Here is a 20,282-nt window from a genome sequence, read left to right on the forward strand (position 1 = left end):
CCTCGACCCCGCCGGTAGCAGCACCGACGGGGTCGTGGAGTGGAAGAACTAGCTGGCGCCGACCTCGAAACGCACGAAGCGAACGACGTTCGCGCCGGCCTCGTCGAGGATCGCCTTGACGGTCTTCTTCGAGTCCGTCACGGACGCCTGCTCGAGCAGGACGACGTCCTTGAAGTAGCCGTTGACGCGGCCTTCGACGATCTTCGGGAGAGCCTGCTCCGGCTTGCCCTCGGCCTTGGCGGTCTCCTCGGCGATACGACGCTCGTTGGCGACGATGTCCTCGGGAACCTCGTCACGGGTGACGTACTTGGCCTTCAGAGCGGCGATCTGCATGGCGGCAGCGCGAGCGGCCTCGGCGGCAGCGTCGCCCTCACCGGTGTACTCGACGAGCACGCCGACGGACGGCGGCAGGTCGGAAGCACGCTTGTGCAGGTAGACGGCGGTCTGACCGTCGAAAGCGGCGACGCGACGCAGCTCGAGCTTCTCGCCGATCTTCGCGGACAGCTCCTGGACGAGGGCGTCGACGGTCTTGCCGTCGGCCTCGACGGCCTTGAGTGCCTCGACGTCGTTCGCGCGTGCCTGTGCGGCAGCGGTGACGACCTTGTCGGCGAGAGCCTGGAACTCGTCGTTCTTGGCGACGAAGTCGGTCTCGGAGTTCAGCTCGACGAGCACGCCGTCCTTGGCGACGACGAGGCCCTCGGCGGTGGAGCGCTCGGCGCGCTTGCCCACGTCCTTGGCACCCTTGATGCGCAGCTGCTCGACGGCCTTGTCGAAGTCGCCGTCGTTGTCGGCGAGCGCGTTCTTGCAGTCCAGCATTCCGGAGCCGGTGAGCTCACGGAGACGCTTGACGTCGGCGGCGGTGTAGTTCGCCATGGAAGCGAGCCTCCTGTGTCTGTGGTGGAAAAGTCTCTGGGGGCGGCCCTACCGCGCGGATGGGCTCGGGCCGCGATGCGACGGCCCCGACCAGGATCTCTCGATCGGAAGGTCGGGGCCGGGCAACGAATCAGGCCTCGGGGGCTGCGTCTGCTGCGGGGGCTGCGTCCGCTGCGGGCGCCTCGGCGTCGGCGGCGGGGGTGGCCTGCGCGAGCAGTTCCTGCTCCCACTCGGCGAGAGGCTCGGCACCGGCCTCGGGCTTGGCCTCGGCGTCGCCGCTCTTGCCGGCGCGGGCCTGCAGGCCCTCGGCGACGGCAGAGGCGACGACCTTGGTCAGCAGCGCCGCGGAACGGATCGCGTCGTCGTTACCCGGGATCGGGTAGTCGACGAGGTCCGGATCGCAGTTGGTGTCGAGGATCGCGATGACCGGGATGTTCAGCTTGCGGGCCTCACCGACGGCGATGTGCTCCTTGTTGGTGTCGACGACCCAGATCGCCGACGGAACCTTCGCCATGTCGCGGATGCCGCCGAGGGTGCGCTCCAGCTTGTTCTTCTCACGCGTGAGCATGAGGATTTCCTTCTTGGTGCGTCCCTCGAAGCCGCCGGTCTGCTCCATCGACTCGAGCTCCTTCAGGCGCTGCAGGCGCTTGTGGACGGTCGAGAAGTTGGTGAGCATGCCGCCGAGCCAGCGCTGGTTCACGTAGGGCATGCCCACGCGGGTGGCCTCTTCGGCGATGGACTCCTGAGCCTGCTTCTTGGTGCCGACGAACAGCACGGTTCCACCGTGAGCGACGGTCTCCTTGACGAACTCGTACGCCTTGTCGATGTACGTCAGGGTCTGCTGCAGGTCGATGATGTAGATGCCGTTGCGGTCGGTGAAGATGAACCGCTTCATCTTCGGGTTCCAGCGACGGGTCTGGTGTCCGAAGTGGGCGCCGCTGTCGAGCAGCTGCCGCATAGTCACAACAGGCATGCCTGTTTCTCTCTTTCGTGTCGGTTTCCGCGGTGGATCTTCCGATCCCCGCCCTGGCGTCCACATGCCCGTCGAACCCTTGCGGGACCGGCCGACGGCCATTTCCGATGCGGCCCGGAGAAACGGGTCGGCATCGATGCGCGGACGCGCGAAGTCGATCTGCGTATACAGACCGCCCGACAAGTGTACGCGGAGCAGGCGCGGATCCCTAACCGGGAGTCGCCGGGCCTGTGGACGGATCCGGGGCTGTCCACAGATCGCGTCGCCCCCTGGTGCGCAGCGACTCCGATTCACGAGACTGGCGGGCATGCTCCTCGCCGCTCCCCTCCGGTCGCTCGCCGTCGTGATCGCCACGTTCGTCGTGCTCACCGCTGCGCCGGGAACCGGATCGGCCGACTCCGGACGGTTCGTGTGGCCGCTCGATCCCCGGCCGGTCGTGAGCCGGGAGTTCGACCTGCCCGAGCAGAACTGGCTCCCCGGTCACCGCGGTGTCGATCTCGACGCACACGTGGGGCAGACCGTCGTGGCCGCCGGTGACGGCGTCGTCGCGTTCGCCGGTGTCGTAGCCGGGAAGCCTGTGGTCTCCATCGATCACGAGGGCGGGCTGCGCACCACCTACGAGCCGGTGGAGGCGGCGGTCGCCGCGGGTCGCCGGGTGACGAGGGGCGATCCCATCGGCACCGTCGTCGCCGGTCACGAGGAATGCGTCTCCCCCGCATGCCTGCATTGGGGACTCCGACGCGGCCGCGACGACTATCTCGATCCGCTGCCGCTCGTCGAGCGCCCGGTGATCCGCCTGCTGCCGGTATGACGCCCTGGTGGCCCGTGCGCCCGCCTAATGCACTGCGTGTCGACCCGACAGTACGGGGAAGTCGTCGGCGACCATCGCGGCGAGTTCGACGAACGCCGTGCGTGTCGCGGGGCGGAGCCGTTCGAGATCGATCTCGGCTCCCTCCGCGAGGTGCTCGTCGAAAGGCAGCACCTTCACCGCGCGGCACCGCGCGAGGAAATGCGCGGTCAGCGCGTCCATGTCGATGCTCGCCGCACCCGGGCGCGGCGAACTGATCACCACGACCGTGCGTTCGACCAGGTCGGAGTAGCCGTGCGCCTGCAGCCAGTCGAGGGTCGCCGCCGCACTGCGCGCCGCATCGACTGCGGGCGACGCGACGAGCACGAGGGTGTTCGCCAGGTCCAGCACGCCGCGCATGACCGAATGCATGATCCCGGTGCCGCAGTCGGTGAGGATCACGTTGTAGTAGACCTGCAGGAGGTCGACGACGCGGCGGTAGTCCTCCTCGCTGAACGCTTCCGAGGCAGCGGGATCGCGTTCGCTCGCGAGCACTTCGAGCCGACTCGGCGCCTGCGAGGTGTGGGCACGCACGTCCGAGTACCGGCGGATGCCCGACGCGTTCGCGAGCAGGTCCCGCACGGTCGAGGTGGTCTGCTGCGGGATCCTCTGCCCGAGGGTGCCGAAGTCCGGATTCGCGTCGACGGCGATGACGCAGTCGCCGCGCAGTGACGCGAACGTCGACCCCAGTCCGACGGTCGTGGTGGTCTTGCCCACCCCGCCCTTCAGCGACAGCACCGCGATCCGGTAGTCGCCCGGGATCGGCTGGCGGATCCGGGCGACGAGATCCTCCCGGCGCTCGCTGCCTCCTCCGTCGAGCCTGCCGCCGGTCAGCCGGTCGACCCGCTCCCGCCACCGTCGCGTGGAACGTCGTGACCTGCGGACCAGCACTCCCGAGGCGAGGTCGACATTGGACGGCTGATGGTCGAAACGACGGGCCTCGTGTTGCAGGTCGTCGACCGTAGCGTCTGCCGTTGCCGGTAGCGGGGCCTGGACCGAGGCGGGCTCGGGGTCGACCGGATCGGGTGCGACCTCCGTGGCCTCCGGACTCGACACGTCCGACTCCGGTGCAGGTGCAGGTGCAGGTGCAGGTGCCACAGTCTCGGGCTGCATCTCCACGAGTTCGGGCACCGGATCCACGGAGACGGGCGCAGGCCCGGGTTCGGTCGCGGCTGCCGGGACCGTCACCTCGGGCACTGCGGGAAACGTCGCCTCGGGCACTGCCGGGACCGTCGCCTCCGGCACTGCCGGGACCGTCGCCTCGCGCTCCGCGGGCGGGAGAACACGCCTTTCCGGTCGCGCCGGTTCGTGCGCGAGGGCCGGTTCGGATGCCTCCGGCTCCGGGCCGTCGTCGGCGCTGATCCGGGGCCGCAACGCCATGCCGAGAGGCACGGAGGCCGTCATCTCGATCGGAGCGGAGGCAGTGGGCGGAATCGCACCGTCGCCGGGCGAAGTGGAGGGACCGGGCGTCTCGGTGCCTCTGGCCGCGCGGCGGAGGCCGCGTCGCGCGTGGTCGGTTCCGGATTCCGGTGGGTCCTGCAGCCAGGCGGGCACGGCAGGACCCGGTTCGTTGCGTCTCATCTGTTCCCCCGATTCGATGGTGCCGGCGCACGCTATCAAACCGGGACGGCTTCTCGGGCAAGCCGATCAGGCGCGGGGATGGGCCTGATCGTGCGCGGCGCGCAGACGCGCCACCGAGACGTGGGTGTAGAGCTGCGTGGTGGCCAGACTCGAATGGCCCAGCACCTCCTGGACCACCCGCAGGTCCGCTCCCCCTTCGAGCAGGTGCGTCGCAGCGCTGTGCCGCAGACCGTGCGGCGCGAGGTCGGGTGCGCCCGGCACCGACGAGACGGCGTCGTGCACCACCGACCGGACCTGCCGTTGGTCGATCCGACCACCACGCTTGCCCAGCAGCAGCGCCGCACCCGACGACGGTCGTGCGAGATGCGGGCGTCCGTGACGCAGCCACGCGTCGAGCGCCTCTGCCGCGGGACCTCCGTAGGGAACGATCCGTTCCTTGTCGCCCTTACCGAGAACCCGGACGGCCCGCCGCTCGGCGTCGACGTCGTCGATGTCGACCGCGCACAGCTCACCGACCCGGATTCCGGTCGCATACAGCAGCTCGACGATCGCCCGGTCACGCAGTGCGACGGGATCGAGTTCACGCGCACCGGATTTCGCGGCCTCCATGATCTCCAGTGCCTGGTCGTCGCGGAGCACGGCGGGCAGTGAGCGGTGCGGACGCGGTGAGACGAGACGCGTCGCCGGGTCGGCGTCGAGTCGCCGGGTGCGCACGAGCCATGCCGTGAAGACGCGTGCCGACGAGGTGCGCCGCGCGAGCGTGGTGCGGGCCGCTCCCGCCGCCACCATCCCGGCGAGCCAGGACCGCAGCAGATCGAGATCGAGGTCGGTGATGCGCGCATCGGGATTCCGGTCGGCGAGGTGCTGCAACAGCGAGCGGGTGTCGGTGCGATAGGCGCGAATCGTGTGTTCCGAGCGGTTGCCTTCGAGGCGCAGGTGGTCGACGAAGTCCCCGAGGTGCACGTCCAGCGTCGCCGGGAGCATGTCGGATTCGTTGCCTCGCATGGGTCTACCGTGCGGCACGACCGGCTCGGGTGCAACGACCCGCGCCGACTAAGGTGCTTTCGTGAACAAAACGATCCCGGTACCGATGTTGTGCGCCCTGGCGTTGCTGTCGGCGATCGCGCCGCTCGCTACGGACATGTACCTCCCGGGACTTCCCGTCATGGCGGAGAGCCTGGGCAGTTCGACCGTCGGCGTCCAGCTCACACTCACGACCTTCATGGCGGGTCTCGGGCTCGGCCAGTTGCTCGTGGGTCCCCTGTCGGATGGCTGGGGCCGTCGACGGCTGATCCTCGCCGGCACGATCGTCCTGGCGGTGAGCAGCGCGATCTGCGCGATGGCGCCCACCGTCGAGATCCTGATCGCTGCGCGTCTGGTCCAGGGCTTCAGCGGCGGCACCGGCATCGTCCTCGCCCGGGCGGTCATCGCCGACCGGGCTCGAGGCAATCAGGCTGCCAAGCTGTTCAGCCTGATGATGATCATCGGTGGCATCGCGCCCGTCGCCGCTCCTCTGCTCGGTGGTGTGCTGCTGGGTCCGATCGGATGGCGCGGCATCTTCTGGGTGCTCACGGGCCTGGCCGTCCTGATGGCCGTCGGTGCCTTCGCGTTCGTCCCGGAGACCCTGCCGCCGGAGAAGCGGCACGGTGGCGGTCTGAAGACGATGGCCGGCAACTTCGGATACGTTCTCCGGCAGCGACGCTTCGTCGGTTACGCCGCCGCGATGGCCCTGGGCTTCGGCGCGATGTTCTCGTACATCTCCGCCTCACCCTTCGTCACCCAGAACATCCTCGGTCTGAGCCCGGGCCAGTTCTCTCTGGTCTTCGCCGTGAACTCGGCCGGTCTCGTGCTGGCCAATGCCGTCAACACCCGCCTCATCGGCCGGTTCGAGGTGCGGACACTGCTGCTCTTCGGAGTGACCACCATGTTCACGGCAGGTGCGCTGCTGTTGCTGACGATGGTCGTCGTCGGCTACGTCGCGGCGCTGATCCTGCCGCTGCTGTTCGTCGCGATCAGCATGATGGGCCTGACGCTGGGCAACGCCACCGCGCTGGCCCAGTCGCAGGTCCCGAAGGCGGCCGGTACGGGCTCCGCCGTGATCGGCGCCTCCCAGTTCGGTCTCGCTGCCGTGGTCTCCCCGCTCGTCGGGCTCGGCGGCGAAGGCACCGGTATCCCGATGGCCGTCGCCATCGTGGTCTGCTCGGGACTCGCGCTCACCTCCGCCGCGGTGCTGGCGCGTGACTCCGCCGCGGTGCTGGCGCGTGACTCCGCCGCGGTGCCGGCGCGCGAGTCCGCGAGCTGACGTGAACGACCGGCCGTCAGTTGCTCTCGACGGCCGCCAGTTCGCTCTTCCACACGCGGAAACCCTCCTCGGTGCGTCCGCGACGCCAGTAACCCGAGATCGACGCGCGTGCCGGCGGCACGGCCCGTTCCTTCCGCAGGTACGGCCGGATGTGCTTCATGACGGCCTCGGCCTCACCGTGCACGAAGACCTGCACGTCGCCGCCCGGCCAGGGCAAGGCCTTCACCGCGGCGACGAGCGGCGAGTTGCCGTCGATCAGGTCGGCACCGGCGTCACCGGCCGCGACACCGCGATGGAGCCACGTGATGTCCACACCCGCCGGGGCGTCGAGTTTCAGTTCGTCGCCGGGACCGATGACCTCCAGGAAGACCGCACCCCGCGCGTCGGCGGGCAGGTCCTCGAGCGCAGCCGCGATCGCGGGGATCGCGGTCTCGTCGCCGGCGAGCAGATGGAAGTCGGCGGAGCGATCGGGCCGGTATCCGGCGCCGGGTCCTCGCACCACGACCTGCGTGCCCGGCTGTACCGAGCGGGCCCACGGCCCCGCAACGCCCTCGTCGCCGTGCACGACGAAGTCGATCCAGATCTCCCGGGCGTCCGGGTCCACACGCCGGACGGTGTAGGTGCGGACGACCGTCTCGTCCCCCGCGGGCAGCTCGATCTTCACGTAGCTGTCGGTCTCCGCGCGGGCCTGGAACTCTCCGAAGCCGTCTCCGCCGAGCACGACGCGGACGAAGTGCTCGCCGATCGTTTCGGTCCGCAGAACCGTGAGTGTCGTCCCCATGGGCGCTTTCCGTGCCACCGAACCTCCTATTAGGGTTACCTATTCTCGCGTCACCGTACTCTGTCGCGGGATGCGGCGGGGAGGTCACGATCGGCGAGGCTCTAGGCTCGAGAACATGAGCACCACCGCGGCCGACATCGCCACCTGGATGACCGACATCATCACCACCGAACGCAGGGTCACCCAGACCGACATGGTCGACGCGATCGAGGCCAAGTTCGGTTCCGAGTGGATCTACGTGAACGACAACGGCCACCCGTCGATCGACCGCGCCGTCCTCAAGGAGTTCCGGAAGGCCCACCGCGGTGCCGTGAAGTGGGACCGCGAGGACCGCGCCTGGTACGTCGAGGACGAGCCGACCGCCGACACCTCGGCCGAGTAGGCGGTCCTCCGAATTCACCCTCGCGCGTCCCGGCGAAACGTCTCGGAGTCTGTGAACATACGGTCACGACTCCTTCGCGCGACCGTCTCCGGCACCGCCGGGCGGATCGGCGCGTCGGCGGCAGGTCGGAGGGCGCCGGGTGGACATCGAGAACGTGCGGGAACCTTCCGTTCCCGCTCGCGAACTGGCGACGATCTGTGTGCTGGCGATCGTGGCCGGCGCCGTCATCGGCGTCGTCGGCGGGGCCTTCCGCTGGTGTCTGGAACGGCTCGAGCGATGGCGGATCCACACCGTCGAATGGGCGCACGAACTCCCCGGTCCGGGATGGCTCGTGCCGGTGGGAATCACGATCCTCGGCGCTCTGCTCACGGCGCTGATCGTCCGGATGGTCCCTCTTGCCTCGGGTAGCGGAATCCAGCACGTCGAAGCCGTCGACCGCGGGCAGGCCGAGCCACCACCGCTGTCGGTGCTGCCCTCCAGATTCGTCGGGGCGCTCCTGTCGATCGGGTCGGGTCTCGTCCTGGGACGGGAGGGCCCGATCGTGCACATGGGTGCCGCGGTGGGCGCCGAGACCGCACGCCGTGCCCGGCGTCCCGAGCACGAACGTCTGTTGCAGACCTCGGTGTCCGGTGCCGGACTCGCCGTCGCGTTCAATGCGCCGATCGGTGGTGCGCTGTTCGTCGTCGAGGAGGTCACCGGCAGCTTCCGGTTCCGCACCGTCGTGCCCGTCGTCCTGTCGGTGGCCGCCGCGGTCGCGTGCTCGCGGACGATCGTCGGCGACACCCCCGACTTCGCCGTGGACCCCATCGCTCCCCCGTCCATCGTCCTGCTGCCCGTCTTCGTGGTGTTCGGTCTGCTCACCGGACTGCTCGGCGCGGCCTACAACCGGATGGTCCTGGGATCGCTGAGCGTGGTGGAGTCGGTCCGGTCGCTCTCCCCGGTGACGAAGGCCGCGATCATCGGCGGGCTCATCGGGTTGTTGTCGGTGGTCGCACCGTGGGCGGGTGGGGGCGGCGACTCCCTCGTCCAGCACGTGGTGAGCGGTGGTGCGCTCGCACTGCCGGTGGTCGCCTGGTACGTCCTGCTGCGGTTCGTCGCTGGTCCGCTGTCGTACGCGGCCGGGACACCGGGCGGACTGTTCGCGCCACTTCTCGCACTGGGTGCTCTCTGGGGCCTGTTGTGCGCCGGGATCTGCACCGCGATCGTCCCCGGGATCGGGTCGTCCCTGGCCGTGCCGATGGCGATCGCGGGGATGGCCGCTCTCTTCGGTGCGTCGGTGCGGGCCCCGATCACCGGAGTCGTCCTCGTCGTGGAGATGACCGCGGCGACGGGAGTGACGGTCCCGATGCTCGCCGCGACGATCTGCGCCGTCGTCGTGGCGTATTCCACGCGGGTCCCGCCCATCTACGACAGCCTGCGCGACCGCATGTTCGGCGCCCTTCCTCACCGCGGGTAGACCGGTCCGGCGTCGGGCCACCATCACGTCCGCTGCCACCCTCCGTCAGTCGCCACCACCAGACCGTCGAGTTCGAGCAGGGGCAGCGCCGCCCGCACCCGCTCGATCGGCAGCCCCGCCGACTCGGCCACCGTCGCCGGATCACAGACGTCCGACGCCGGAAGCGCCTCGTAGACCAGCGCCATGTCGCCCGACAGTCCGTCCAGGTCGCGGCGAAACAGGCCGTCGCGGTCGTCGTCCCCGCACGCCAGGAGCGGACCGCACTCCTCGACGACGTCGCGCGCCGCACCCACCAACCGGGCCTCCCCCTCCCTGATCATGCGGTGACAACCCTGCGAGGCCGCCGAGGTCACCGGTCCGGGGACCGCCATGACCGGCCGGCCGAGTCGTCGCGCCCACGCCGCGGTGTTGCGCGCCCCGCTGCGCCAACCCGCCTCGACGACGACCGTGCCCGCGGACAACGCCGCGATCAGGCGGTTGCGGGCGAGGAACCGGTACCGCGCCGGAGTCGTGCCCGGTGGATATTCGCTGACCACGAGGCCGGATTCGGAGATCCGCCGCAGCATCGTCGCATGTGCTGCCGGATACGCCCGATCGACACCGCAGGCCAGGATCGCGACGGTGGTGCCGCCCACCCCGAGCGCCGCGCGGTGTGCGGCAGCATCGACGCCGAAGGCCGCACCGGACACGACCGTCCATCCGTCGGCGGCGAGATCCCCGGCGATCTCGGCGGTGACGTGCTCCCCGTAACCACTCGCGGCGCGAGTTCCGACGATGCCGATCGCGCGTTCGGCGAGGTCGTCGATCCGCCGGCTCCCCCACACCCACAGGGCGAGGGGTGGCCCCTCGGCGTCGGTGGCGGTGTCGAGGGCGCCGAAGCCGAGCATCTGCCAGGCGGGCCATTCGTCGTCGTCGGGGGTCACCAGTCGCCCGCCGGCCCGCCCCAGGCGGTCGAGATCCCGCGCCGCGGTGTCGAGGTGCGCCCGCACCGAGTACCGCGACGAGAGTTCGCCGAGGCCCGAACCCGACCGGATGGCGGCGGCCACCTCGAGTACACCCTCGGCCTCGACCGCCGCCGCCAACGATCGTGACGCACCCTGCGCGACAGTGGACAGATAGGCCCAGGCCAGGCGCCGTTCGTCGTCGTGTCCGTTCATGCGACACCCCGATCCCGGAAGTCGAGTGCGGCAGCGACATGGGTCGCCGACGGTGAATCGGAACCGTCGAGGTCGCTCAGCGTCCACGCGACCCGCAGTGCGCGATCCGCTCCTCGCGCGGTGATCGCGCCCTTGCGCAGCGCCCATTCGACGGGTTCGAGCGCAGCACGCGGAAGGCGGAACTTCTGCCGGAGGGCCGGTCCGGGCACCTCGGCGTTGGTGGCCCAGCCGTGGTCGGCCCACCGTTCGCGTGCCGCGGCTCTCGCCCGGGCGACGCGCGCCCGCACCTCGTCGGTGCTCTCGCCCGTCTCCCCCATCAAGGCGCTCGTCGCGACGGCCTGCATCCGGACCCGCAGGTCGACGCGGTCGAGGAGCGGACCCGACAGGCGTCCCAGATAGCGGCGACGTGCGGTCGGCGCACACACGCAGTCGGCGTCGCGTGGAGGTGCGCACGGGCACGGGTTGGCGGCGAGGATCAGCTGGAAACGGGCCGGATATCGCGCGACACCGTCCCGTCTGGCGATGCGCACTTCCCCGTCCTCGAGCGGTGTCCGCAGCGCTTCGAGTGTCTTCGTCCCCATCTCGGCGACCTCGTCGAGGAACAGCACGCCGCGGTGCGCCCGGCTCACCGCACCGGGTTTCGCCATGCCGGTGCCGCCTCCGATCAGCGAACTCACCGACGCGGTGTGGTGGGGCGCGATGAAGGGTGGTTCCGTCACGAGCGGCCGGTCGCTGGTGAGGGTGCCCGCCACCGAATGGATGGCCGTCACCTCGAGGGCATGATTTTCGCTCAGGTCCGGCAGGATCCCCGGAAGTCGCTGCGCAAGCATCGTTTTCCCGATTCCCGGCGGACCGGTCAACATCAGGTGGTGTGCACCGGCCGCAGCGACCTCGATCGCGCGTCGCGCTTCGTGCTGACCGACCACTTCGCTGAGATCGCCGCGCACCGCCCGCGGTGGCAGCGCACGCGGATCGGGCCGTTCGAGCGGACCGTCGCCCTGGAGCCAGAGCACCAACTCCCGCAGCGTCTCGGCGCCGTAGACGTCGATGCCGTCGACGAGCGCCGCTTCGGTCATCGTCGCGGTCGGCACCACCACGCGCGACCAGCCGTGTTTCTTCGCCGTGAGCACGGCGGGCAGCACCCCGCGCACCGGGCGGACGCGCCCGTCGAGCGCAAGTTCGCCGAGCAGCACCGTCCGGGAGACGGCTTCGGTCGGCACGACATCCGCCGCGTCGAGCACCGCGCACGCCAGTCCGAGATCGTAGACGCTGCCGACCTTCGGCAGCGTGGCCGGCGACAGTGCGAGCACGACCTTCGAATCCGGCCACTTGGCACCGGAATTCGACACGGCGGCGCGCACCCGGTCGCGCGACTCCTGAAGCGCGGTGTCGGGCAGCCCGACCATCGTCACACCCGGCAGACCTCGCCCGATGTCGGCTTCGATCTCGACGACCTGCCCGTCGATTCCGGAGACCGCGACCGACCAGGCGCGTCCGAGCGCCATCAGAGGACCTGCTTGCGGTGGGTGATCTCCGGAGCGTGCCCCCGTGCGAGCAGGACGGTGACCACATCGACGCGGATGTGCGACCAGCGGCGCGTCTGCTCGGACAACCACTGTCCGGCGAGGCGACGGATGCGTTCGGCCTTCGCGGGCGTCACCGCTTCGGCGGGAGTGCCGTAGCCGGTGCCGGTGCGGGTCTTGACCTCGACGAAGACGACGGACGCGCCGTCCTGTGCGATGAGATCGAGTTCGCCGTATCGACTGCGCCAGTTGCGTTCGAGCACGACCATGCCGGTCGACTCGAGGTATTCGGCGGCGAGGTCCTCGCCTCGCGCGCCCAGATCCCGGTTGTGTGATGTCCGATTCGTCCCCTGCATGCTCCCACTGTGGAGGACCGGGGCACGCGGAATCGGGGTCCGAGCACGGAGATCGGGGAATCTGTGGATGAGTACGATGCCTGTGCACAACGGCGGGCGACGAGCCACGGAGAACGGCTCGGTGTCGGCGCTCCGATTAGGATGCGGCCGCTGTGCGCAGGGTCATCCCCGAGGGCGTCAGCCCAGCTTGTCGGGCAGTCTCAGTTCGGGCTTGTCGAGCTCTTCGATGTTGACGTCCTTGAACGTGATGACACGGACGTGCTTGACGAAGCGTGCGGGGCGGTACATGTCCCACACCCAGGCGTCGGACATACGCACCTCGAAGTACACCTCGCCGTTGGCGTTGTGCGGCAGCAATTCGACCGCGTTCGCCAGGTAGAACCGGCGCTCGGTCTCCACGACGTACGCGAACTGACCGACGATGTCCCGGTACTCCCTGTACAGCGAGAGTTCCATCTCGGTTTCGTACTTCTCGAGATCCTCGGCACTCATCGGTCTCGGTGTCCTCCCAGTCTGGTGTGTCCTGCAATCATCCCGCATCCGCCTCGTCGGTGAACAATCGACGCTCCAGGTCGTCTGCATACGAGCGACGAACCAGGTCGTCGGCGAACAGCCGACGTCGCACCGCGGGCACTCCGCACACCGAGCGCACATTGGCCCACGACCGCCGGTGCTGCGGTGACGGGCCGTGCTCGGCCAACGCCGCCATGTGCGTCGGAGTGCTGTAGCCCTTGTGTACTGCGAAACCGTACTCCGGTAGCTCGCCGTCGAGGTCGACCATCATGCGATCGCGTGTGACCTTCGCGAGCACGCTGGCCGCCGCGATGCACGCGGCCGCCGCGTCGCCGCCGATCACGGGCAGGGACGGTGCGGGTAGTCCGGGCACCCGGAAGCCGTCGGTGAGCACGTAGCCGGGCGGAGTCGACAGGCCTGCCACCGCGCGTCGCATACCTTCGATGTTGGCGACGTGGATGCCGATCGCGTCGACCTCCTCCGCGGGGATCACCACCACGCTCCACGCCCGGGCGCGTTTCACGATCACCGAGTACAGCTCCTCGCGGGTGCGTTCGGTGAGTTTCTTCGAATCGTCGAGCCGGTCGAGCGACGCGTGCGGCCGGTCACCGAGCACGCACGCGGCGACGACGAGCGGCCCGGCGCAGGCACCGCGGCCGGCTTCGTCGACTCCCGCGACCGGACCGAGACCGCACCGCGCGAGCGCGGACTCCATGGTGCGCAGTCCCGAGGAGCGACGGATCACGGGTCGAGGTGGCCAAGCAGTCACGAGGGAAGGATCTCCGGTGAGTCGATCAGGCCCCATCGGCCGGGAGGCAGCACGATGAAGCGGGCTTTTCCGATGACATTGTCCAGCGGAATCGAGCCCTGATGCTCGTCCCCGACGTGGTAGCGCGAGTCGGCCGAGTTGCTGCGGTTGTCGCCCATCACCCAGACGTGGCCCTCGGGCACGGTGACGGGCCCGAAGCAACGCCCGGAGGGCACCTCGGTCTCGCACGTGACGACACCCGGGGTGAACGGGAAGTCCATGGTCACGTACGGCTCGTCGAGCGGGACACCGTCGACGAGGACACGGCCCTCGTCGTCGCAGCATTCCACCGTCTGCCCGCCGGTCGCGATCACGCGCTTGACGAGGTCGTTCTCATCCGGCGGCACGACGCCGACGAGCGAACCGATCTCCTGCAGTCCCCGCACGACGACGTTGTCGGAACGGGTCGAGGTGTAGCCGGCCGACCACGATTCGGGGCCTTCGAAGACGATGACGTCGCCGGGGCGCGGGTCGGTGAAGCGGTATCCCACCTTCTCGACGACGATGCGGTCGCCGGTGCAGCCCGGGCAGCCGTGCAGTGTCGGCTCCATCGATTCCGAGGGGATGAGGTAGACCCGCGCCACGAAGGTCTGCAGCAGGAAGCTCAGGGCCAGTGCGACGACGACCAGGATCGGCAGTTCACGCCAGAACGACTTCTGCTTCTTCGCCTTGGGGGCGGTGTCGTTCGCTGCGGGGTCCTCGCGCCGGTGGTGTGCACCGTCGGCTCGATCGCTCCGAGCCGAACCTCGAACATCGTTGCGGTTCACATCCGGTCGAGCCGGATCGTGCGGGGAATCTGCCACCTCGACAGACTAGCGTCTGCGGCACGGCGGCCCGCCGAGGACGACCGTCGACCGGACGGGTGGGCGACGGACCGCTGCCCACAACGACGACGACCCGGCCGGGACGGAAGTCCGGGCCGGGTCGTCGGATGCTGTATCGGGTGGCTCGAGAGCCGTGCCGAGCAGCCCAGGGGGCTGGTCAGCGGCCGAAGATCAGCGCTTCTCCTTGATCTTGGCAGCCTTGCCGCGCAGCTCACGCAGGTAGTAGAGCTTCGCGCGACGGACGTCGCCACGGGTCAGCACGTCGATCTTGGCGAGGTTGGGGCTGTGCACCGGGAAGGTGCGCTCCACGCCGACGCCGAAGGAAACCTTGCGGACGGTGAAGGTCTCGCGGATGCCGCCGCCCTGACGCCGGATCACGACGCCCTTGAAGACCTGCACACGCTCCTTGCTGCCCTCGATGACCTTGACGTGCACATCGAGAGTGTCGCCGGGACGGAAGTCCGGGATGTCGTCGCGCAGCGACTTGGCGTCCAGAAAGTCCAGGGTGTTCATCGGTTTTTCATCCTCTTGTTCGCTCGAGCAGAGGAACCTGGCGGCGACCGCCGTGTGGCGGGCTCGACCGGTTCGTGCCCAGGTCAGGTAGGCGTGCCCGAACGGGGCAACCCGTCCATTGTGCCAGACGGAATATCGATCGAGGAAATCGGCGGTGGCGCCGGTTTGACGCGGCGGTCCAGTTCCGCCTCGGTCGCGGTGCGCGAGTGCGCGACACTGCCCCGCACGGTCTCGAGCGTCGGTGCGCCCGCGACGAGATCCTGCACGAAGATCTTGGCGCGGATCACCGGGCGCCGCAGTCGACGTTCGCGTTCGAGCGCGCGCGCCATGCGGCGGGGCCGCTTGCCGTACCGCCAGCGAGCCCAGGGCGCCCCGGGCCGGGAGAGCCGGATCGCGCCGACCCACAGCAGCGGAACGATGAACAGCCCCACCAGGCCGGTCCAGATCTTGCCCTTCGCCAGGACGATCGCGGCGAGCAGGAGGTTCACGAGCACGGCCACGACGAGCGCGGCCCGTCCGGCCCAGTCACCGCTGTCCTCGAAATTCGTGGTGTCCCCGAGTTCGAACGGTCGCAGGCCGAGCAACCACATCCCGGTCACGGCGATCGCCACGAATACGGCGTCGACGGAGACCCGTCCCTGTTCTTCCCAGTACACGTCGTTCAGGTAGAAGATCAGGGCGAATTCGTCGAGGGTCAGGGCGGCGCCGATTCCGAAGAGCGCCGCGAGGACGCAGGCGGCGATGCGGTTGGCGTCCTCGGAGATCGCGATCAGTCCCCCACCGGCGATCACCATCGTCACGACACCGAACACCACGTGGTGCACGTGCTGACCGCCCGGGGTGATGTTGCCGGGCCACCAGCGCACCTGCGCGCGGATCAACCGCACGCTGATCCGGATGAAGACGAACGCGGCCACGAAACCGAGCAGGAAGAACAACAGCGGCAGGCGCCCCTGATCGACGATCTCGCGCTGCACCCAGTCGAGCATCACCGGATCACCCCGGCCACCGTGGATCTCATGTCCACAGCATTGCAGGAGTGACCCGGTGATTCGCGTCAGTTGTTGCCGAAACCGGCGCGTCGCAGGGCGTCGGCCATCGATCCGGAGGCGGCCGGCGCCGAACGGCGGTCGCCACCGCGGCCCTGCTGCCCACGATTGCCCTGCTGTCCACGATTGCCCTGAGCGTTGCGACCCCGTCCGCCGCCCTGGTTCCCGCCGCCCTGGTTCCCGCCGCCCTGGCCTCCGGGACGCCGGCCACCTCCGCGCGGCTGACCTCCCGACTTCTCGGCGCCCGGGGTGGGGATCTCGTCGTCGAGTCGCAGCGTCAGACCGATGCGCTGACGCGCGACGTCGACCTCGAGGACCTTCACCTTGACGACCTCCCCGGACCGGACGACGTCGTGCGGATCCTTCACGAAGCTGCGCGACATGGCGGAGACGTGCACAAGGCCGTCCTGGTGCACACCGACGTCGACGAACGCACCGAACGCCGCGACGTTGGTGACCACTCCCTCGAGGACCATGCCGGGCTTCAGGTCGGCGACCTTCTCGACACCGGCGGCGAAGGTCGCGGTCTTGAACTCCGGACGCGGGTCGCGGCCGGGCTTCTCGAGCTCGGAGATGATGTCGGTGACGGTCGGGACACCGAAGCGGTCGTCGGCGAACTCGTCCGCGCGCAGCTTCCGCAGGGTCGCGGTGTTACCGAGCAGTTCGCGGACGCTGCTGCCGGTCCGGTCGACGATCCGCCGCACCACCGGATACGCCTCGGGGTGCACCGCGGACGCGTCGAGCGGGTCGTCGCCGTTGGGGATTCGCAGGAAGCCCGCGCACTGCTCGAAGGCCTTCGGACCGAGTCTCGGGACGTCCTTGAGCGCGGTGCGCGCCCGGAACGGACCGTTCTGGTCGCGGTGGGCGACGATGCTCTCCGCGAGCGAGCCGGTGATACCCGAGACCCGCGACAGCAGCGGAACCGACGCCGTGTTGACGTCGACACCGACGGCGTTCACCGCGTCCTCGACGACCGCGCCGAGCGACCGCGCGAGCATCGTCTCGGACACGTCGTGCTGATACTGGCCGACACCGATCGACTTCGGGTCGATCTTGACCAGTTCGGCGAGCGGATCCTGCAGACGACGCGCGATGGAGACCGCACCGCGGATGGACACGTCGAGGTCCGGAAGTTCCTTGGTGGCGTACTCGGATGCCGAGTAGACGGACGCGCCCGCCTCGGACACCACGATCTTCGTCAACCCGGGCACCTTCGCCAGCGACACGAGATCGGCTGCGAGAGCGTCGGTCTCACGAGACGCCGTGCCGTTGCCGATGGCGATCAGTTCGACACCGTGCCGCGCGACCAGCGCGGCGAGCACCGCGAGGGCCTCGTCGCGCTTGTTGTGCGGCTGATGCGGATAGATGGTGGTGTGGTCGACGACCTTGCCTGTCGCGTCGACGACCGCGACCTTCGTGCCGGTGCGGAAGCCGGGATCGAGGCCCATCGTCGGGCGCGTGCCGGCCGGTGCGGCGAGCAGCAGGTCCTTGAGGTTGGCGGCGAAGACGTCGACCGCGTCCTTCTCGGCGGACTGCCGCAGCCGCATCCTGATGTCCAGCGACAGCGACATCTGCAGCTTGGTGCGCCACGCCCACCGCACGGTGTCGAGCAGCCACGTGTCGGCGGGACGTCCCTCGTCGGCGATGCCGAAGCGCGTCGCGATCCGGCCCTCGTAGTAGCTGCGCTCGCCGGGCACCGGCTCGTCGATCTCGGGATCGAACGACAGCGACAGCACCTCCTCCTTCTCGCCGCGCAGGAGGGCGAGGATGCGGTGCGAGGGCAGCTGGGTGAACGGTTCCGAGAACTCGAAGTAGTCGGAGAACTTCGCGCCGTCGTTCTCCTTGCCGGACCGAACGGTGGAGCTCACCTTGCCGCGCGTCCACATCGCCTCGCGGAGCTCGCCGACGAGGTCGGCGTCCTCGGCGAAACGTTCGACGAGGATGGCGCGCGCACCGTCGAGCTGCTCGGAGGTGTACCCGGCAGGATCGGTGGTGGGGTCGCCGATGAGCGCGTCGGCGACGGGTTCGTGACCGGCCTCGCGGGCGATCTGTGCCTTGGTGCGCCGCTTCGGCTTGAACGGCAGGTAGATGTCCTCGAGCCGCGCCTTGGTGTCGGCGAGCATGATCTGTCCGCGCAGCGTGTCGTCGAGCTTGCCCTGCGCCTCGATCGATTCGAGGATCGCGACGCGGCGCTCGTCGAGTTCGCGCAGATAGCGGAGGCGTTCCTCGAGGGTACGCAGCTGGGCATCGTCGAGACCGCCGGTCGCCTCCTTGCGGTAGCGCGCGACGAACGGCACGGTCGCGCCGCCGTCGAGCAGTCCCACGGCCGCGGCCACCTGGTCTTCGCGGACGTCGAGTTCCTGGGCGATCCGCCGGTTCACGGTGTCGAGTTCGGTCGTCACGTCGAACGACCCTACAGTTGCCGACCTCGGCACGCGCCTGTGACCGCGTAGGCGCTCGCGCCTGTGACCCCGTAGGCGCTCGCGCCTGTGACCCCGTAGGCGCTCGCGCCTGTGACCCCGTAGGCGCTCGCGCCTGTGACCGCGAGCGCTCGCACTCGGGGTCCGTGCAGGCTGTCGGGTGGACCGGCGCTATCGTCCACAGCACAATGGAATGCAGGAACCGGAAATGAAGCACGGGCGCGGACGCGCACGATCGGGCGCGATGATGCTGTGCGTGGCCACCGCACTGGCCGTATCCGGCTGCGATTCGATGGACACCCACCCGCTCCCGCACGAGGCGCTCGGTCTCGCCTCGGTCGCGGACACCGATTCCGACGAGTCGACCGTGACGCTGTCGACGGCCGAACTCCCCCGGCAGATCGACGCGGCCGTCGCACTCGCGTACAGCCGCGGAGCGCGTCTGACCATCGCCGTGCTCGACCGCGAATCAGGGGCCCGCGTGCTCGGCGGCACGGACGAGCCCTTCGAGACCGCCTCGACGGTCAAGCTCTTCATCGCCGAGGAGGTCCTGTACCGCGAGGTGACGGGCGAGGCGACGCTCGCCGACGAGGACCACGAATTGATCCGGTCGATGCTGCGCTCCTCCGACGACAACGCCGCGACGCTGCTGTGGGAGACCTACGGCGGCCCCGGGATCGTCGAGCACGTCGTGGAGCGGCACAACCTGACCGGCACGACTCCCCCGGATCCGGGGTCCTGGTGGTGGAACACGACCACGACGGCGTCGGACCTGCTGACCTGGTACGACGATCTGCTCGGCGACAGCGCATCCGGTGACGAGAGTGCGGCCCGGATCGTCGGCCATCTCGTGGAGTTCACCGACGAGGGCGTCGACGGATACGACCAGCGTTTCGGGCTTCCCGAGGGGCTCGGAGACTCCACGGAGCTGGGTGTGAAGCAGGGGTGGATGTGCTGCCTGGCCGGTGAATGGCTGCACCTGTCCACCGGGTTCTTCGGCGACGACCACCGGTACGTGGTCGTGGTCGCGGCACGGGAGACCGTCACCTACGACGAGTCGGATCCCTTCTACGACACCGGTTTCCTGCCCGACACGGCGATGTACGACGCAACGGACGACGGCAGCGCACAGCACGCGCGCGAGACCGTCACGCTGGCGGTCGAGACGACGCTCGGAAGCGCGCACCGCCCCTGAGGGCCGTCCGGCCCGGCGTCAGTCGTCGGACGGAAGCAGATCGGGTCGTCGTTCGCGGGTGCGTTCGAGCGACTGCTCGTGGCGCCAGCGAGCGACCTTCCCGTGGTCGCCGGACAACAGCACCGGCGGCACCTCGAGGTCGCGCCACACCGCCGGCCGGGTGTAGCTCGGCCCTTCGAGCAGTCCGTCGGAGAACGAATCCTCCTGGTGCGACTGCTGATTGCCGAGCACTCCGGGCAGCAGCCGGACGACGGCCTCGACCATGACGAGAACGGCGACCTCCCCACCGATGAGGACGTAGTCGCCGATGCTCACCTCCTCGACGCGCACGCGACGCGCGGCATCGTCGAAGACGCGCTGGTCGATACCTTCGTAGCGGCCGCACGCAAAGACGATCCGCTTCTCCTTCGACCAGCGTTGCGCGGTGGCCTGATCGAAGCGGCGACCGGCGGGCGTCGGGACGACGAGCAGCACGTCGGGATCGGTCCCACCGTCGGGTCCGGCGAGCACGTCGTCGAGCGCCGGTCCCCACACGGTGGGTTTCATGACCATGCCAGGGCCGCCCCCGTAGGGCGCGTCGTCGACGGCCTTGTGCACGTCGTGCGTCCAGTCGCGCAGGTTGTGCACACCGACGGAGATGAGCCCCTTGTCGATCGCCTTGCCGAGCAGAGCGACGCGCAGGGGTTCGAGATATTCGGGGAAGATGGTGACGACGTCGAGCCGCACGGA

The 20,282-nt window shown here is 69.4% G+C and carries 20 protein-coding genes; 5 read left to right on the forward strand and 15 right to left on the reverse strand.

Translation table 11 applies throughout. The features are described from left to right. Positions 1-48: 48 nt before the first annotated feature. Both tsf and rpsB read right to left on the reverse strand, forming a co-directional pair. Complete coding sequence (gene tsf / locus B9C99_RS06490) at positions 49-873, reverse strand: translation elongation factor Ts (RefSeq protein ID WP_006550975.1); 825 nt, start codon at positions 871-873, stop codon at positions 49-51. Positions 874-1,003: 130 nt separating this feature from the next. Further along, positions 1,004-1,846, reverse strand: coding sequence for a 30S ribosomal protein S2 (gene rpsB, locus B9C99_RS06495; RefSeq protein WP_026003585.1), 843 nt, complete (start codon positions 1,844-1,846; stop codon positions 1,004-1,006). A 307-nt stretch (positions 1,847-2,153) separates the two neighbouring features. Here rpsB and B9C99_RS06500 point away from each other — a divergent pair, with 307 nt between their 5' ends. Beyond that, entirely contained in the window at positions 2,154-2,657 is a 504-nt protein-coding gene (locus tag B9C99_RS06500; protein ID WP_088897317.1) for a M23 family metallopeptidase, read from the forward strand. 24 nt (positions 2,658-2,681) lie between these two features. Here B9C99_RS06500 and B9C99_RS06505 read toward each other — a convergent pair whose 3' ends face one another. Both B9C99_RS06505 and B9C99_RS06510 read right to left on the reverse strand, forming a co-directional pair. Further along, positions 2,682-4,274: a MinD/ParA family protein gene (locus B9C99_RS06505; RefSeq protein WP_088897318.1), complete on the reverse strand. Its 1,593-nt coding sequence runs from the start codon at positions 4,272-4,274 to the stop codon at positions 2,682-2,684. Between the two features lie 66 nt (positions 4,275-4,340). Then, positions 4,341-5,279: a tyrosine recombinase XerC gene (locus B9C99_RS06510; RefSeq protein ID WP_088897319.1), complete on the reverse strand. Its 939-nt coding sequence runs from the start codon at positions 5,277-5,279 to the stop codon at positions 4,341-4,343. A gap of 85 nt (positions 5,280-5,364) precedes the next feature. On the opposite strand from B9C99_RS06510, the gene B9C99_RS06515 reads away from it, so the two are divergent. Further along, on the forward strand, positions 5,365-6,576 hold the full coding sequence (locus B9C99_RS06515) for a multidrug effflux MFS transporter (protein WP_088897320.1): 1,212 nt from the start codon (positions 5,365-5,367) through the stop codon (positions 6,574-6,576). Positions 6,577-6,592: 16 nt separating this feature from the next. On the opposite strand, the gene B9C99_RS06520 is transcribed toward B9C99_RS06515, so the two are convergent. Continuing rightward, positions 6,593-7,357 (reverse strand): siderophore-interacting protein, encoded by a 765-nt coding sequence (locus B9C99_RS06520; RefSeq protein ID WP_016691237.1) that lies wholly within the window; start codon positions 7,355-7,357, stop codon positions 6,593-6,595. Positions 7,358-7,472: 115 nt separating this feature from the next. Here B9C99_RS06520 and B9C99_RS06525 point away from each other — a divergent pair, with 115 nt between their 5' ends. Next, a complete protein-coding gene (locus B9C99_RS06525) occupies positions 7,473-7,739 on the forward strand; it encodes a hypothetical protein (RefSeq protein ID WP_006550968.1) in 267 nt (88 codons plus the stop codon). 139 nt (positions 7,740-7,878) lie between these two features. Continuing rightward, positions 7,879-9,195 (forward strand): ClC family H(+)/Cl(-) exchange transporter, encoded by a 1,317-nt coding sequence (locus tag B9C99_RS06530; RefSeq protein WP_088897321.1) that lies wholly within the window; start codon positions 7,879-7,881, stop codon positions 9,193-9,195. Between the two features lie 23 nt (positions 9,196-9,218). Here B9C99_RS06530 and dprA read toward each other — a convergent pair whose 3' ends face one another. The 9 genes from dprA to B9C99_RS06575 all read right to left on the reverse strand — a co-directional run bounded on the left by dprA (position 9,219) and on the right by B9C99_RS06575 (position 18,340). Continuing rightward, the gene (gene dprA / locus B9C99_RS06535; protein WP_088897322.1) at positions 9,219-10,352 is read right to left on the reverse strand and encodes a DNA-processing protein DprA; all 1,134 of its coding nucleotides are present in this window, start codon (positions 10,350-10,352) and stop codon (positions 9,219-9,221) included. Then, positions 10,349-11,857, reverse strand: coding sequence for a YifB family Mg chelatase-like AAA ATPase (locus B9C99_RS06540; RefSeq protein WP_016691240.1), 1,509 nt, complete (start codon positions 11,855-11,857; stop codon positions 10,349-10,351). The genes dprA and B9C99_RS06540 overlap by 4 nt, the downstream gene beginning before the upstream one ends. Then, positions 11,857-12,231 (reverse strand): YraN family protein, encoded by a 375-nt coding sequence (locus tag B9C99_RS06545; protein ID WP_019289117.1) that lies wholly within the window; start codon positions 12,229-12,231, stop codon positions 11,857-11,859. Before B9C99_RS06545 ends, B9C99_RS06540 begins: the two co-directional genes overlap by 1 nt. A gap of 177 nt (positions 12,232-12,408) precedes the next feature. Beyond that, entirely contained in the window at positions 12,409-12,723 is a 315-nt protein-coding gene (locus B9C99_RS06550; protein WP_006550963.1) for a DUF2469 domain-containing protein, read from the reverse strand. A 37-nt stretch (positions 12,724-12,760) separates the two neighbouring features. Next, on the reverse strand, positions 12,761-13,513 hold the full coding sequence (locus B9C99_RS06555; RefSeq protein WP_198430678.1) for a ribonuclease HII: 753 nt from the start codon (positions 13,511-13,513) through the stop codon (positions 12,761-12,763). After that, on the reverse strand, positions 13,510-14,319 hold the full coding sequence (lepB, locus tag B9C99_RS06560; RefSeq protein ID WP_088897323.1) for a signal peptidase I: 810 nt from the start codon (positions 14,317-14,319) through the stop codon (positions 13,510-13,512). Before lepB ends, B9C99_RS06555 begins: the two co-directional genes overlap by 4 nt. 228 nt (positions 14,320-14,547) lie before the next feature. Beyond that, entirely contained in the window at positions 14,548-14,889 is a 342-nt protein-coding gene (rplS, locus tag B9C99_RS06565; protein WP_006550960.1) for a 50S ribosomal protein L19, read from the reverse strand. An 83-nt stretch (positions 14,890-14,972) separates the two neighbouring features. After that, positions 14,973-15,878: a hypothetical protein gene (locus tag B9C99_RS06570; protein WP_088897324.1), complete on the reverse strand. Its 906-nt coding sequence runs from the start codon at positions 15,876-15,878 to the stop codon at positions 14,973-14,975. 68 nt (positions 15,879-15,946) lie between these two features. Beyond that, positions 15,947-18,340: a Tex family protein gene (locus B9C99_RS06575; protein ID WP_088897325.1), complete on the reverse strand. Its 2,394-nt coding sequence runs from the start codon at positions 18,338-18,340 to the stop codon at positions 15,947-15,949. Positions 18,341-18,566: 226 nt separating this feature from the next. Here B9C99_RS06575 and B9C99_RS06580 point away from each other — a divergent pair, with 226 nt between their 5' ends. Then, positions 18,567-19,553, forward strand: a complete 987-nt coding sequence (locus B9C99_RS06580; protein WP_229567919.1) for a hypothetical protein — start codon at positions 18,567-18,569, stop codon at positions 19,551-19,553. Between the two features lie 18 nt (positions 19,554-19,571). On the opposite strand, the gene trmD is transcribed toward B9C99_RS06580, so the two are convergent. Beyond that, positions 19,572-20,279, reverse strand: a complete 708-nt coding sequence (gene trmD, locus B9C99_RS06585; protein ID WP_088897327.1) for a tRNA (guanosine(37)-N1)-methyltransferase TrmD — start codon at positions 20,277-20,279, stop codon at positions 19,572-19,574. Between the last annotated feature and the right edge of the window lie 3 nt (positions 20,280-20,282).

The sequence above is a fragment of the Rhodococcus sp. BUPNP1 genome, assembly GCF_002215235.1.
In the GTDB taxonomy this organism is placed as follows: domain Bacteria; phylum Actinomycetota; class Actinomycetes; order Mycobacteriales; family Mycobacteriaceae; genus Rhodococcus.